4 protein-coding genes are annotated in these 15,579 nt (G+C 68.0%); 1 reads left to right on the forward strand and 3 read right to left on the reverse strand.

What is annotated here, in order from left to right; all coding sequences use genetic code 11:
• The first annotated feature begins 91 nt into the window (after nucleotides 1-91).
• Nucleotides 92-2,488 (forward strand): M28 family peptidase, encoded by a 2,397-nt coding sequence (locus ACIRG9_RS17930; RefSeq protein WP_402856799.1) that lies wholly within the window; start codon nucleotides 92-94, stop codon nucleotides 2,486-2,488.
• A 193-nt stretch (nucleotides 2,489-2,681) separates the two neighbouring features.
• Here the strand turns inward: ACIRG9_RS17930 and ACIRG9_RS17935 are convergent, their stop codons facing one another.
• From ACIRG9_RS17935 to ACIRG9_RS17945, 3 genes are all read right to left on the reverse strand, one after another.
• The gene (locus ACIRG9_RS17935; protein ID WP_402856801.1) at nucleotides 2,682-3,134 is read right to left on the reverse strand and encodes a DUF4259 domain-containing protein; all 453 of its coding nucleotides are present in this window, start codon (nucleotides 3,132-3,134) and stop codon (nucleotides 2,682-2,684) included.
• A 104-nt stretch (nucleotides 3,135-3,238) separates the two neighbouring features.
• On the reverse strand, nucleotides 3,239-14,677 hold the full coding sequence (locus ACIRG9_RS17940; protein ID WP_402856804.1) for a LamG-like jellyroll fold domain-containing protein: 11,439 nt from the start codon (nucleotides 14,675-14,677) through the stop codon (nucleotides 3,239-3,241).
• A 138-nt stretch (nucleotides 14,678-14,815) separates the two neighbouring features.
• On the reverse strand, nucleotides 14,816-15,322 hold the full coding sequence (locus tag ACIRG9_RS17945) for a hypothetical protein (RefSeq protein WP_402856807.1): 507 nt from the start codon (nucleotides 15,320-15,322) through the stop codon (nucleotides 14,816-14,818).
• Nucleotides 15,323-15,579 lie beyond the last annotated feature (257 nt).

Consider the following 15,579-nt stretch of genomic DNA (forward strand, 5'->3'; position numbering starts at 1 on the left):
GGCGGTGCGGGCGGGCGCGCCGTGGGAGGTTCACCACGGGCCGGCGGGAGGGCAGGATGGGGCCACCCCCGACCACCCCGAGGAGTTCCGAGTGGGCGTACCCCCGACCCGCCCCGCCGACCGGGCGCTGGCCCGTCCGCGCCACCGGCTGCCCGCCGCGGTCGCCGCACTCGCCGCGCTGCTCGCGGTCGGCGCCGGCGTCCTGGTCGACCTGGCCGCCCCGGCGCCGCGCCCGGCCGACGCGCCGGCGGACCAGTTCAGCGCCGAGCGGGCGTACCAGAACGTCAAGGTCATCGCGGCCCGGCCGCACGTGGCCGGCAGCGCCGCCAACGACCAGGTACGCGAGCACCTCGTGGGCGTGTTGCGCGGGCTCGGCCTGGAGACCGAGGTGCAGGACGCCGTCGCCCCGGAGGCCGGACAGCTCAGCGGGGCCGCCGGCGGGGCGACCCTGGCCCGGGTCCGCAACGTGGTGGCCCGGCTGCCCGGCACCGATTCGACCGGGCGGGTCTTCCTGGTGGCCCACTACGACTCGGTGCAGTCCGGGCCGGGCGGCAACGACGACGCCGCCGGCACCTCCACCATCCTGGAGGTGGCCCGAGCGCTCACCGCCGGACCGCGCCCGCGCAACGACCTCGTTCTCGTGCTCACCGACGCGGAGGAGGCGTGCCTCTGCGGCGCCTCCGGCTTCGCCGCCGGCCACCCGCTGGCCGCCGACGGCGGAGTCGTGCTCAACCTGGAGGCGCGCGGCAGCACCGGTCCGGTGATCATGTTCGAGACGTCCCGGAACAACGCGAAGCTGGTGGACGTCTTCGGCCGGGCCGCCCCGCACCCGGTCGGCACCTCGTTCGCGGTGGAGATCTACCGGGCGCTGCCGAACGACACCGACTTCACCGCCTTCCTGGACCACGACTTCGTCGGCCTGAACTCGGCGTACATCGACGGTGGCGCGATCTACCACACCCCGCTGGACGTGCCGGCGGCGATGGACCGGGGCAGCCTGCAGATGCACGGCGACAACGCGCTCGGCCTGGCCCGCGAGTTCGGCCGCACCAACCTGCGTGAACTGGGCTCCGGCCATGACGCCACCTACTTCCCGGTGCCGGGCGGCCTGGTCCGCTACCCCGGCTGGCTGGTCCTGCCGCTGGCGCTGGCCGCCCTGGTCGCCGTCGGGCTGCTCGGCTGGCTGCTGCGCCGCCGCGGCCGGGCCACCGCCGGCCGGCTGGCCGCTGGCGTCGGACTCGCCCTGGCGCCGATCGTGCTCGCCCCGCTGGGCGCCTGGCTGCTCTGGGCCGCGATCACCACGATCCGCCCCGGGTACGCCGGGCTGCTCGACCCGTACCGGCCGATCTGGTACCGGCTCGCCGTGGTGGCGCTCGCCGCCGCGATCCTGTTCACCTGGTACGCGCTGACCCGCCGCCGGATCGGGCCGGCCGCCCTCGCGTTCGGCGGGCTGACCTGGCTGGCGCTGTTCGGCGTACTCCTCGCGGTGCTGGTGCCGGGTGGCGCATACCTGGCCACGCTCCCCGCGCTGGCCGGCGCGCTCGCCGGCCTGGCGGCGCTGGCCACCCGGCTGGACGGCCCCTGGCCGGTGGTCGCGGTGACCCTGGCCGGCGCGGTGGCCGTGGTGATCCTGCTGCCCACCGTGGTGCTGCTCTTCCCGGCGTTGGGCATGGCGATGGGCGGAGTCGCCGCGCTCTTCGCGGTGCTGCTCGGGCTGGCCGCGCTGCCGCTGGTCGACCTGCTGCACCCGCAGGCCGGCGGCCAGCGCGGCATGCTGGCGCTGCGGGCCCGCCGGCTGGGCCCGCTGCCGGCGGCCGCCGCCGGGCTCGCCGCCGTGGTCTTCGCCGGGGTCGGCCTCGCCGTGGACCGCTTCGACGCCGCCCACCCGGCACCCACCCACCTGATGTACGGCTTCGACGCGGACACCGGCAAGGGGATGTGGATCAGTCACGAGGCTGAGCCGCAACCGTGGACCGCACAGTACGTGGACGACATGGGGCGGGTCTCCCACTACTTCCCCGCGCTCGGTGACGACGTATTCAAATTCGGCGACGCCCCCGCGGTGAACCTGCCGCCACCTGCCGTCACGGTGCTCTCGGACACCACTGCGGGCGCCGAGCGCACCCTGCGGGTGCGGGTGACCCCGCAGCGGTCGGTCCGCGTGCTCTCGCTGCACGTCGATGTCGATCCCGAACCCGGTCCGGCAACGGTCCTCAGAGCCAGCGCGGCCGGCGTGCCGCTGCCGGTCAAGCCCGTGGAGCCGGGCAGCTCGTGGGGCTTCGGTCTGGTGTTCCACGCCCCGCCGCCGGAGGGTGTCGAGGTGACCCTCACCCTGCGCGCCCAGCAGGAGAAGATGGAGTTGCGGGCGATGGACGCCAGCGACGGCCTGGAGGGGGTCCCCGGCTTCCGCCGCCGGCCGTCGGACGTCGGCGTGGTCGGCTCGCACAGCTCGGAGATGTTGGCGGTGGCGCGTACCTATTCGCTGTAATCGGTTCGTTGTGACCGTGGCCGTTCTCGGTCAGCGGTCCTCCGTCGGGGCGGGTTCGGTCGGCAGTCCTGGATCGGCGCTCTTCGGCCTCGCTGGCGCGGCGCCACCTGCGGAACAAAGTTGCAGCCACGAAGGGATGCCGTTCTCATGGTTGCGCCATATCAAATTTGGACTCCGCCGCCACAATTAGCCGTCAGGAAATAGCTGATCGAAGCACCCTGGCAATGCTGTCCACCCGCACTACTGCGGCATCACGATCGTCTTCGAGAAGCCACGAAGAGAACCACTCACCACCCGCACGAGTAACCCCGCTAAGCGCCTCAAGCGCCAGGCCTGCCAGCGCGGATCCTGGTTCACGAAGGATGGCGGCAGACCACTCGTCTTCGGCGTTCTCCTCCGCGTCGGGGTCAAAATCCCCCTCCTCGAAGTTCACAACTACGGCACCGCCCGGCAATGCCAAGGCAACGACAGCCGCAGCGGCGACGACTTCTTTCGGCCAGACTCGCTCCGAAGGCGACGAGCTGAGCGCATTAGTGAAAACCTCGCGGAAGTGCTCCGCCTTCTGATCTTCATCCATCTCAGCAAGCTCGTCCAGAAGATCCATAGCTTGGTCGTTGTCAAACGGCCCCGAGCTCCATGTGCCCACGAGCGGTTACTCCCTGCATCCACCAACTGACGCCTGAGCGGCTCGCTGCGGGCGTTCCTCCGGCACATCATACAACCCGGAGGAACGCCCGAACAACGACAGCCTCACCGTCTATTAGGAATTAGCCCAGCAACCTTATCTAGCCACTCTGACGTATGCCGTGCTTGTGGAACCTCTGGGTAGTCCCTATTGACAAGCGTCCTTCCATGGGCCAGGTACACATCCATGACGTCTTGTTCCAACGACCTGGCCGCGTCCTTGCTTATATACCTATTTCCGCGAAGATTTCCGGGCACCTCAACCCACGTTACATTCACGATGTTGTCAGCCGAATATCCGGCAGCCTCCAGGGCATGTGCACGCCTTCCAGGTTTTGCCGGCCGACCCGCAGAGTCAACACGTCCCCGCATATTGCTGGTAGCCGACCCGACATAGAAATTGCCGTCGTCGAGCTCAATAGAATATACGCCGGGCTTCCGTGGGACGCCGAACTTGGCGCCGGTACCGCAGTTGTGCACAAGGACCGGCGTGTCCCCGGCGAGCACATAGTACGTGTGGACGTCGGCGACGGTGAGGTCCCGCATGTTCTGGACACCGACGTGGTTCCGCACATCAGCGACCGCGGCGGTGCTCGTACCGATCGCGAGGAGTGCTGTGCCGACAGTCAGCGCACCTGCCGTTACCCACTTGCGGGCGGACTTGCTCCAGAACGGGTGGTTCGGCGTGGTTTTCAGGGTGGACTTCGACGTCACCTTGTCCTTGGTGCGGGTAGCCACCGTGACATCGGCCAACTCCCGGTCACGGTTCAAATGCAGTGCCGTGACCGGCTTGGTCACCGTCTTACCGGTCTTCGGGTCTGTCGCCTTGACCTTGTCCCCGATGTTGACGTCCTTGATCGGACGGGTGCTCCCGTCCGCCATCAAGACCCGGGTGCTGGGCTCGAAACTGTGCGTAGCGCAGCCAGTGGAACGCCCCTTGCCCATGCCTCCGGTCAGGCCGCCGACGCCGGTGGCGAGGGCGACCTGGGCCAGGTTGACGCGACCGGTGGTAGCCAGCTGGGTGAGGGCATCCGCCGTGCCGCCACCGACCGCACCGGTCAGCATGCGGCCGCCGAGCGAACCGGCGAAGCTGCCCAGCTTGCTGCCCACGGCGGCGGCAATTCGGCCACCGACGATGCCGCCCAGGCCACCGACCGCGCCACCCAGCGCACCGAGGGCGGTCGTCTTCAGCAGGTCCATGCCCCGCTCACCGTTGACCAACCCGGTGACCAGCGAACCGGCCGCGCCGGCGAGCGCTCCGCAGGCGATGGCGCCGACCCCGGTCCAGCCGATGAGGGCACCGCAGCCCAAGCCGACGACCGCGCCGACCACGAAGCCAGCGATGTCCGCCTTGTGCTCCTGGACCCACTTCTCGGTGGCCTTGTAGGCGTCGACGACGCCGTTGACGGTCTTGGCGACGAGCTTGTTGCTCATCACCTTCGTCACCATGCCCTGGCCGGCCTGTTTGATGTTGCTCGCCAGCTGCCGGGCCTGGCGTTTGAGTTCGGCCTTCTTCTCCTCGACCCACTTTCGACCTTCGTCGATCTTCTTGCGGGTCCAGTTCTTGGCTTCCTCGTACTTGTCGCGCGCCTTGTCGTACTTGTCCTGCACCCAACTCTTGGCGGCGTTCCACTTTTGCGACAGATAGTTGGTAGTGACGTTCCAGCCGTACGAGAGCAGGCTCGTGGTCGTTTTCCAGCCGGCCGAGAGTGCGCTGGTCGTGGAGTGCCAGGCGCTGGAGAAGCCGGAGGTCACCGACTTGAAGGTGTTGCCCCAGTTCGGCCAATGACCGGTGGGGTCGGTGCCGGTGAGCGGGTTCTCGTCGGCGTACGCGAACCGGTTGGCGGTCACCGAGGTGGGCGTCGGCGACAGGTTGGCCGAGTCACGGGTGTCGAACTGGCCCGTCTCCGGGTTGTACCAGCGGGACCACATGTTGACCCGTCCGGTCACCTCATCGGTCCAGCCGGACTGGTAGCCGAGGTTTCCGACCATGCCGGTGCCGGCGAGGCGGCGGCCCAGCGGGTCGTACGCCGTCGATCCGCTCAGCGCGGTCGCCGCACCGGTGAACTGGCCGACCACGTCGGTGTGGCGGTCGATCCACGCGTACCGGTTCTCCGCGCCGGCCCGCACGCCGACCAGGTCATCGGTAACGTCGCGGGTGTAGACAGCGGCCCCGTCCGTGGCGAGGGTGTTGCCGACGCCGGTGTACTGGAACCCCTGGCGCTGCGCCCGGCCCAGCCCGTCGTACTCGTAGGTCTGGGTGCCTCCTCCGGCGACGCTCTGGGACCGGACCTGACCGAAGGCATCCGTGGCGGTGGTCGCCTCTCCGGCAGCCGAACTGACCGACGCGAGCGTGCCGCGCGGGGTGTACCGGTAGGCGGCGCCGCTGCTGGAGCTGGTGAGCTGGTTGCGCTGGTCGTAGGCGAACGTGACCGTACCGGCCTGGACCCGGTTGCCCGACTTGTCGTAGGCGTACACCACCGGGGTCGTGCCGTTGTCCCAGCTGGTCAGCCTGTTGGCCAGATCGTAGGTGTAGGTGTTTGTTGTCGAGCCGGCGAATCCGGTCGTCGCCTTCGAGATCTCGTTGTCGTTCTCGTCGTAGGCGTACGCGATCTTCGCGATCGTGTCGCCGATCGGCACGGCGAGGTGGTCCCCGGTCAGTCGGTGCAGCCCGTCGTAGGAAAGCGTCCGCGTGTTGCCCCCCGCGCCGTACCCGATCGTCTCGACCTGCGAGAGCGAGTTGTAGGTGTAGCTCAGCGAGACACCCGTGGTCGGGTTGGACATGGTCGCCGGCCGGCCGGCGGGGTCGTAGCCGTACGTGGTGACGCCCGCCGCATCGGTACGGGTGGCCAGTTTGTTGTCCGGCGACCAGGTGAAGGAGGACGTGCCGGACGGCCCGTCGGCGGACAGCAACAGTCCACGATCATCGAAGGTGAAGGTGTTGCTGCCGGAGGTGCCCGAGACCGAGGTCATCCTGCCGGCCAGGTCGTACTCGAAAACCCGGTTCGGGCTCGCAGCCTCCGCGCCGGTACCAACCTGACGGACCAGCCGACCGACATCGTCGTAGCTGTTCGAAACGGTGACATCGCCCGGTGCCCGCTGCTCGGCGACCTGACCGTTCAGTTCGTAGCTGACAGTAAAGGTGCGGTCCGCTAGGTCGGGGAACGTCGACGTGGCCGGCTCGATCCGGGACTCCGGCAGGTTCCACGTGTTGTAGGTAGTAATGAAACGGTTGCCGCGTCCGTCGGTCAGTCGCGTCGGGTTGCCTGCCGGGTCGTACCCGAAGGACGTCGTGATGGAGTCGCTGGCGGAGATCGGCTCCACCTGCGACACCAGCCGTCCCATCGCGTCGTAGGTGAGCGTCGTCCTGGTGTTGCGGGCATCGGTCGAGCTGATCGCCCGTCCCGCCCGGTCGTAGCCCCACGACTTGGTACGCAGCCGGGTGCCGTCGGCCCGGTAGGAGGAGGCCGACACGGTTCGGCTCGCCATGTCGTAGCTGAGGGTGTCGTACGTCCCGTCGGGCATCGTGGTGCGGGTCAGCCGGCTGAGCCCGTCGTAGTCGTACCGCGTTACGTTCCCCGCGCCGTCGGTACGGGTGAGCGGCTCGCCGGCCGTGTTGTACGTGGTCGACGTGACCACCCCCGCCGGCGAGGTCACCGAGGACAGCCAACCCCCCGGCCCGTATGCGTAGTTAGTGGTGTGACTGGTACCGGACTGCCGGACGACCTCGGTCGACGTGACCTGGCGGCCGAGGAAGTCGTACGTCGCCTCCGTACGCGCCCCGGTGGGATCGGTCGCCGAGAGCTGGTCGCCGGCGAGGCTGTGAGTGAGGCGGGTCACCCCGCCGTCTGGTGCGGAGACACTGGCAAGCTGGCCGAGCTGGTCGTAGACGTAACTGGTCGTCTTGTTTTGGGCATCGGTCTGGGACTTGAGCTGGCCCAACTCGTCGTAACTGCGCCGGGTGACCGGCTGCACGGGGGTACTCGATCCGGGTGCCGTGTAGCTGGGCAGGTGCGTGGCCACGATACGGCCGGCGGCATCGGAGTCGTTGACCGTGACGTTGCCGTTCGGATCCTTGGTCTCCGCCACGCCGCCGAAGGTGTCGTACCCGACGTAGGAGACCGGCCGCGCATCCACCGGCGTCGCACCACCGGCCTCCGTGGAGACGGCGGGTCCCACCGTCACCACGGGCCGGCCCGCCTCGTCGTACTGAGTGTCGGTGGTGGCACCGGTCGGATCGGTGGTCGCCCGCACCAGGCCACCGTTGTCGACGTCATAGGTCGTCCGGACGACGGACATGGTGGACGCCGGGGCAGTGCCCGCGGCCACCTGAGCCACCTCGGCGTCCGGGAGTGCCCGCTGGTACATCTGCACATCGTCGAGCTGCCCCGACCAGAAGCTGGTGGGAGTGCTGGACGCAGCGCCGGCGCCGAGCTGGAGCGCCCGCCGGGTGGGGAAGGAGGTGGCTCCGGCGCCCGCGCCTTCCAGCACACCATCGACATAGAGTCGGATGCTCCTGGATGTCGCGTCGTAGGTGCCGACGAGATGGGTCCACGTTTCGGCGCGCGGGGTGCTGGTGGACGTCGCGGCTACGACGTTGCCATCCGCCGCGTCGGCCGATCGGAGGCTGAACTTCCATCGACCTCCATCGAGCCCCAGCTCGAAGGCGGACCGAGCCAGGCCCGGCCCGGACACCGCGGTCTTCGTACCAACCGTGTCGGACGCCCTGACCCATGCCGCGACGGTGAAGCTCCGCGACGGATCGACCACCGGGGACGTGCCCGCCAGCGTGGCCGCACCCCCGAGGTCGGCCGAGCCGCCCCGGTCCGTACCCCAGTTGACCGGGCCGGTGGACGTGAGCGGGCTGTTGCCGATGGCGTCGGAGAGCCGGGCGGTGGCGTCACCGTCGAAGGCCCACCGACCGACCGGCGAGTTCGGGTCGAGGTACGTGGTCTCGCTCAACGGGCGACCCATCAGGTCGTACGTCGTCTGGTGTCGTTCCCGGGTCGCCTCCGCGTCCCCCCGGACCTCGCTCACCACCTGGTCGGCCAGGGAGTACTCGAAGTCGGTGTAGCGCTTGAGGCCATCCGGGTCCACGACGCTGCGCAGCACGCGGTTGGCGGCGTCAACGGTGTCGACGGTGGTGGTGGCCCCGCCGTTGGTGGTCACGGTGACCGGGTTGCCGGCGGCGTCGTACTCGGTCTTCTTCACCAGGAAGGTCGCCCCGATGCTCGGATCCTTCCGGGTGATGCTCGCGGTCAGCCCGTTGTCCGTGTACGTGTACCGGGTCTGCCAGCCCATCGCGTCGGTCTCGGTGGCGAGCCGGCCCGCCGGGTCATACTCCTTCGAGGAGAGGACGAGATCCTTGGCCGGTGCGGGCGCGTTCGGGTCGCCGGTCCACCCGAGTAGCGTCGTCTTGAGCTGCTGCCCGGCCGCGTCGTAGGTGGTGAGGATCTTTCCGCCGTCCGAGCCGATCTCCATCACGGCGCGGCCGTAGGAGTCATACTCCAACCGAGTCGTCCGCCCGGAGGCGTCGGTCGAGGTCTCCTGCTGCCCGAACGCGTTGTAGGTGGCCGACTCGGTACGTGGCGCGTCGCCGCCCGTGGTGTCGGTGACGGTCTCCGAGAGCATGAGGCCGTCGTCGTCATAGACAGTGGTGGTCACGGGCGTGTGCACGGCGCCGGTAACTCGGTTGGTGGTGGCCGGATCCGTGCGGGCCACGGTACGGCCCAGTTTGTCGTACTCGTAGGTAGTCGTCACACCCGACGGGAAGGTCTCGGTGATCTCCTTCGTCGTCGTCACCCGGCCAAGTCCGTCGTACGTGTAGCGGGTCTCCTTACCAGCGGCGTCCACCGTCCGGGCCAGGTCGCCGTTGGGGAAGTAGAACAGTTGCTGGCGGGTGCCGGCGGGCGAGGTCACCGTGGACGGGAGGCCGGGTGGCGCCATGCCGCCGTCCTCCGCCGGGGTCGAACCGTCGGTGTACACCGTTTTGGTGACCCGGCCGAGCGGGTCTGTCACGGTGGTCCGGTTGCCCTGTTCGTCGTAACTGTAGGTGGTCAGGTAACGGTTGTCGGAAACGCCGGAGGTCGAGCGGCCGTCCCGCATGGTCAGCATGGCGTCATTGCGCGGGTCGGGCCCGCCGGCGCCGAGTTTCTCGGGAGTTCCCGTGGACCAACCGCCGGTCCCGTTGCCCCGCATGAGGTAGAGGTCGCGGTCGGTGCTGCCACGCCGGAGCACGTCCGCCTTGCGATCGCCAGTGAAGTCACCGGAGGACAGAAGCGCGTCGACGTCGCCCCAGCCCGCGCTGACCAGGACCGAGGTCCCGGTCACCCAGCCACCCGTCCCGTTGCCCTTGACGATATAGAGGCTGTTGTCGGTCGACTTGCGATAGAGCACGTCCGGCTTGCCGTCACCGTCGAAGTCGCCCGGCGAGAAGACCATCTGAGCCGATCCCCATCCGGTGCCGATCTGGATCGGTGTGCCTGTGAGCCAGCCGCCGGCGCCGTTCCCCTTGACCAGGTAGAGGTTGTTGTCGGTCGACTTGCGGTAGAGCACGTCCGGCTTGCCGTCACCGTCGAAGTCACCCGGCGAGAAGACCATCTGGGCGGTCGAGCCGAAGGTCGACGGGATCACCTTGTCGGCGTCGGAGGCCCACCAGCCCTTGCCGTTGCCCCGCTTGAGGTGGAAGTTGTTCTCACCCGGTAGGTGGTACATGACGTCGGGGTTGCCGTCACCGTCGAAATCACCCACGGAGAAAATCTGGTCCGGGCCGCCCCAGCCGCCGCCCAGCTTCGCGGGAACGCTGGTGAGCCAACCACCCCTGCCGTTGCCGCGCATCAGATAGAGGCTCTGATCACTGGTGTTGCGGTAGATGATGTCGCTGGTGCCGTCACCGTCGAAGTCGCCCGGCGAGAAGATCAGTGAGGCGTCCTTCCACATCGCCGGCGGCGTCACGTTGACGGAGTACGTGTAGTAGGCCGTCGAGCACTTGTTCTCGGACCGGTTCTGGCAGGTCGTCGAGGTGACGACGTTGCCACGCGGATCGTGCTCGGTGGTGGTGACGTTGCCGTTCGGGTCGGTGGTCGTGCGCAGAAAGCCCGCGACGTCGTACCCGAAGCGGGTGGTCTGGCCGAGGGCGTCCGTCTCCTCGATCTTTCGGTCCGCCAGATCGTGCACGTAGACGAGTTGCTTGTCGCCCGGGTCGGTAACCCGGTACGTCTTGGTCAACGCACCCGACGACTTCGACCGAGCCGCGAACTGAGCACCGGCGTCAGCGGCGCTGAGCTGGCTGCGGTAGTAGGAGACCTCGGCTATCTCGCCCTTGTAGTAGCCGCCAGGGTTGGTCGGGGCGGCGGCCCAGTTCACCGCCCGTCCGGCGCCGACGTAGGCGTTGACCGCACCGTTCGACACCAGCGAACCGGCGATGGTCCCGACGGCCACGCCGTCGAGGTAGAGGGTCTGGCTGATGTCCGAGGCGGCGAGCAGCGCGTGGTGCCACTTTCCGTCATTGACCACCGTCGTCGACGTGATCGCCGTGCTGTTGCCGTTCCAGAATTTGCCACGGAGCTTGCCGTCGGTGCCGACGTAGAGGTTGGGGGTCCAGCCATTCTGGGGCGTGCCGTCGATGGGGCTGACCTGCGACCCGAAGAGGACGCCACCGCTGGCATACCCGGCCGGCGTCTTGAACCACATCGCGATCGACTGCGGCCCCACGCCGGGAACATCGTTGGCCGGCATCTTCAGGTAGGAGGAGGTTCCGTTGAAGCTCGCCACGGCGGTGTTGTCGTCGTTGCGGGCGGGGTCGTCAAACGGCCCGCCCGCAGTTCCCAGGGTCACCGAGTTGTAGCGGGCGGAACCGCCGTTGACCTCGTTGACGGCCTCGGTGGTGCCGCTCTCGGCCAGTCGCCAGTAGTCGGCCGGATTGGCGCCGAGCACGACGCCGGCGTGAACGCGGTACGATCCGGCCGCCGTGCCGGCACCGATCTTCCACACCCCACCGTTCTCGTCGGTGACCTGGGTGACCTGTCCGGTCTTCCCGTCGTACTGGACGGCGGTCTGCCGGTTGCCGGAGGCCCGCACGACGGAGCTGATCGGCGACGCAGTGCTGTTGGCCCGGTTGAGGTCGTTCACCTCGAACCGGCTCAGCGGCCGGTCGAAGAGCGCCACCTCGGCAATGGAGCCGGGGAAGAAGCCTTTGCTGTTCGTGGGGCGGGACGGCCAGGTGTTGCTCTCACCGGCGCCGACGTAGACGTACTTCGCCGGATATGCCTGCGGCACCAGCGGCTTGTTCAGCGTTCCCTCGGGATAGCCGTCGAGGTAGAGGGTCTGGTTGGTCTTGTCGCCGACGAGCGTGGCCTGGTGCCATTTCCCGTCGTTCACCACACCATAGGAGGTGATGGGTTCCACCGCTCCGGTCCAGAATTCACCGCGCAGCTTGCCGTCCGTGCCGACGTAGAGCGCCGGGGTGAAGTTCGATGTCGGGCCGGAGGTGATCGATGCCGTCTGGTAGGCAAAGAGCGTGCCACCGGCGGTGGAACCGGCGTTCATCTTGAACCAAAGGCTCACCGACTTGTAGCCGGCGGGGTCGACGTCGGTCACCGGCAGGCTGACGTAGGAAGAGGTGCCGTTGAAGAGGGCCGCCGTCGCGGTGGAACTGGGCAGTGCGCCGGGCTGGCCCAGCGTCACGGAGTTATACGTGCCGCTTTCCGCGCCGGCCGCCTCCAGAACGGAGTTGGCCGCGGTGGTCCCTGAGGACTCCCCGAGGCGCCAGTACGCACGCGGGTTGGCGCGCAGCAGGGTGGCCGGATAGCGGTTGCTCGTGGTGTACGTGTAGGCCGTGCACTTGACCGTCGAGGTTGGGGGGCACACCTTGGTGAGCAGCCCGCCGGTGTACTCGTAGTTCCAGACCGACGCCGTGGCGGGGTCGTTCGGCACGGCCGGGTCCGTAGTGACTGACAGCACCCGGTAGGCGCCAGCTGCCGTTGACCACCTCAGATTCAGCGACCGCCCGTTTGCGGCGGTGACGGTCGTCGGCCGCCCTTCCACACCCACATAGGTCCACTGAAATTTCAGGGTCCGGCCGTTGCTGTCGGTGATGGCTGTGATGTCGTACTGGCCGGGCACGGTTAAGCCGGTCCGGAAGGTGTAGGTGGTGCCGTCCTTGTCGACAAGCTCATAGCCGCTGTCCGGCAGCGCCGTCAGAGTGGTGAACCGCCCGGGGGGCGGGGTGAAGGAGCCGTCGCTGTTGCGGCCGAACGCAACCTCTTCACCGGTCGGGTAGGTGACGATGACGTGCGGTGGCGGGTACTTGATGGACGACCATGGGTCGACGATTCGCATGTCGAGCACGGTCGACCAGCCCTCACCGAAGGAGCCACGCCGCGTGGATAGGGTGTTGTAGGAGCGGGCGATGGCCAGCGGCGGCCCGGCAGTCGGCACCGACGCGTCCGTGACGGAGAAGGTGTAGTTGCCAGCGCTGGGGTCGAACCCGCGATCGCCGTTCTGCGCCATACCTCCGGCCGCTAACGGCGGTGGCACGGCGGTGGCAAAGGACTGCAACTGTTGGGAGGTGCTGGCCAGGTTGCCGTCTTTGACAATGACGGTCCAGGTGTAACCCTCGTTCCACTTCAGTTTGCCGGACGGAACCACCCAGGTCATGTACGGCTGCCAGCCGGACTCCGCAATCTTGGTCGCGCTGCGGTCATACACCATGAAGTCGAAGCTCAGCGCGGACGGGAAGGCGTCCGGATCCACGGCGTTGGCCAGCAGTTCGGGCGTAAGCGTGTTGACGGTGTGCCCGTGCGGGGGGTACTGCGAGTTGACCTGTGGCGCGATGTTGTCGGTGTAGGTCAACTCGAGGTAGGGCGTAAAGATCGGGTTCGGCCCGTCACGGGAGGTAAACCGCTTGAACTGCGGGCTGTTGGTCTGGTTGGTGTTCAGCGCGAGGCCATAGTTGACGCCCCCGTTCGCCCAGCTCTGAAACGTGGACACGGGCAGGTCGACCGTGATCCACTCGCCCACCGACCGATCGGCCTTTGAGTTGCCGCAGGCCTTGGCCGAGTTCGGCGACATCTTGGCCAGCGTGGTCCCAAGGCCGGGACCGGCGTAGGGAATGCCGCCGTAACGGGCGGTGGAGGCGCTCCATGACTGGGTGAGGGTCTGCACCCAGAACTCCTGTGCTGTGCAGTTCCACTGCCAGGTCAGGTAGAGCTTGAGCTTGACCGCGCTGAGGTTCTTGTAGCTGAAGGTCGAGCCGAAGTTCTGGAATGCGAGCAGCGATATGGACCGGTGGGTACCGCTGTCCCAGGTGCCGACCGCGAGGTTGTCGTCCGCAGAGTGGTTGATGTCGTCGCCGTACTGCATGTACGTGTCGGCCGTCGTGTCGTACCCGCTGGTGACCGAAGGATCAACCGTGACTGGGAAGACCCGGGCCGGGTCCTGCAGCCATTCCCGGCTCGCCGTCATCCGCAGCGCCTGGCCGCCGTCAAAGCTGATCAGCTCGTATGAAATGGCCCTCGAGGTGGTAAATTCGCCCGCTCCGGGCTCCAGGTGGGAGTCGTGCATGGAGCCGACGGGGATCGCTCCGACGACCTTGCCCGAGGCGTTCCGTAGCGCGACCGACCCGTCTGTCTCGAGCGTCGCTTCAAGCCCGATGAGCGTCAGCGGAAAGATCCACGAATTGGCCGCGGCCGCCGAGTGCAGCACGAGCTCTTCCTTCAGCCCGCGCGGGCCCACGGTCAGCCGCAGATCCGTCTCCGGCAGGACCGCGCGATAGAGGGCGGATGAGCCGGTGGAGACCGGAGCGACCGGGGCCGCACCCTGCAGGCCATAGGAAATTGACCGATCCGCGTCGAAGCGGAAGGTGGCGAGACGAGAGTCATCGGCACGAGGCGCGAAGTCGACAGCGAGCGGACTTGCCTTCTGCTTCAGCCTTCCACCCGCGCTGACCAACGTGCGGTCGATGGGCCGCCACGAACCGTCGGCGGCGCGATAGTTGATCGGCAGCTCGTGCAGCTTGCGGGTGACCGTGCCGTCAGGGTTCTCGTAGAAATCGGCGTTCGCTTCGGCCTTGTCGGCTACCCGCCGGCTCTTTGCCGGGTCGAAGCCCCGGCTGCCGGCGATCGGTGGTGTCGTCACCGGCTTGACGTCCGGTTCGCGGAGTTGTGCCACGTCATTGGCGGCCGGACTGTGTCCGGGCGCGCGACCGCTGCCACCGTCGGCCCTCGTCGCGGCGGACGAGGCGTAGTGCTCCCGCCCGGCCGCTCCCCCGGCTGACCTCTGGGCGGGACCATCGGGCGCGGGCGCGGACCAGGCCGCACGCTGCGGCAGCCAGGACCAGAGCCAGGACATCGGGAACGTTCCATTTTGGGGCACCGCGCCAGGTGGAACCGCCACCAGGAGCGCGAGTGCGAGGACGAGCACGATCCCCACCCGCCGAACCGGCGACCGCAAGGAACGACTGGCATTGATCTGGGTCCGACGACCCATGAACACGCTCCGCAGCATCGCCGGACCTCCCCGTAAAGTCACATCGACGAAAGGGAATCGTCGCCGTGCTCGCGGGCGACGGGCAGAGCCGAAACGTCGGACAAAGCTGCCCACTTGGCGGCACGCACACCCATGGGAGATCTGCTATAGCGGCAGTCAGCGCCGCCCTTCGCGGGCTACGCCCCGAACAACGTCATCGACCTTGCCGCGGAGGGTTTCCGGGGACCCGGTGAGCCAGGTGAGGTTGGACCGCGTCTCGCCGGGTTGATCACCCACGGCTACGAAACGCTGCTCTGGAAATCGACCAGAGGAGGCGCCGGCAGCCGAAACGGGCACCTCGCCGGCGAGTATCACCAGGTCGCACTGCGACTGGACCAGGCTGGCGACAAAGGTTCCGGCATTGTCCGTCGTCTGCGCGCCAATCACGGACAGGTACTGGATCTTGGTCAGAGTAGCGAGCGAGGCATCCTGCATGCCGCTCCAGACCGGGGCGGCGACGACCCCCCCGATGCCATCCTGGTCGGTCAGCAGGCAGCTGGTGAATGAGCCGTACTGGCGAGCCCGGGGCTCGCCACGATTGTCGATCGCGATGAATATCATACCGACAGCCAGCGCAGCGAACAGGCAGCCACCCGCGATCCACTTCGCGCGACGGTGCTTCATGGTCCCTCCACCACCGGTGGCCCGCGGACGGCAGGCGGTCCCACCGGTGAGGAGCCGCCGCGCGGGCGAGTCTAGGAGGCTGAGGGCTTGCTCGCCGCCCGTCACTTCCAGTGGAATCCTGCGCGGTGACGTGTGGAATCTGAGGGACACGAGCTGGTTCTTAACGGCGTGACCAACCTCCATGGACATCGTGGCGACGGTCATGGCGCTTGCCGTCGCCGACCTTTGGAGGCGCAAAGTTCATCGACAAACGTATC

Origin of the sequence: Micromonospora sp. NPDC093277, assembly GCF_044765245.1 — a bacterium.
Lineage (GTDB): Bacteria > Actinomycetota > Actinomycetes > Mycobacteriales > Micromonosporaceae > Micromonospora.

Bases quoted from the DNA above. Each gene is read 5' to 3' on its own strand.
- ACIRG9_RS17940 (WP_402856804.1), bottom strand. From the start codon at position 14,677: ATGCTGCGGAGCGTGTTCATGGGTCGTCGGACCCAGATCAATGCCAGT.
- ACIRG9_RS17945 (WP_402856807.1), bottom strand. From the start codon at position 15,322: ATGAAGCACCGTCGCGCGAAGTGGATCGCGGGTGGCTGCCTGTTCGCT.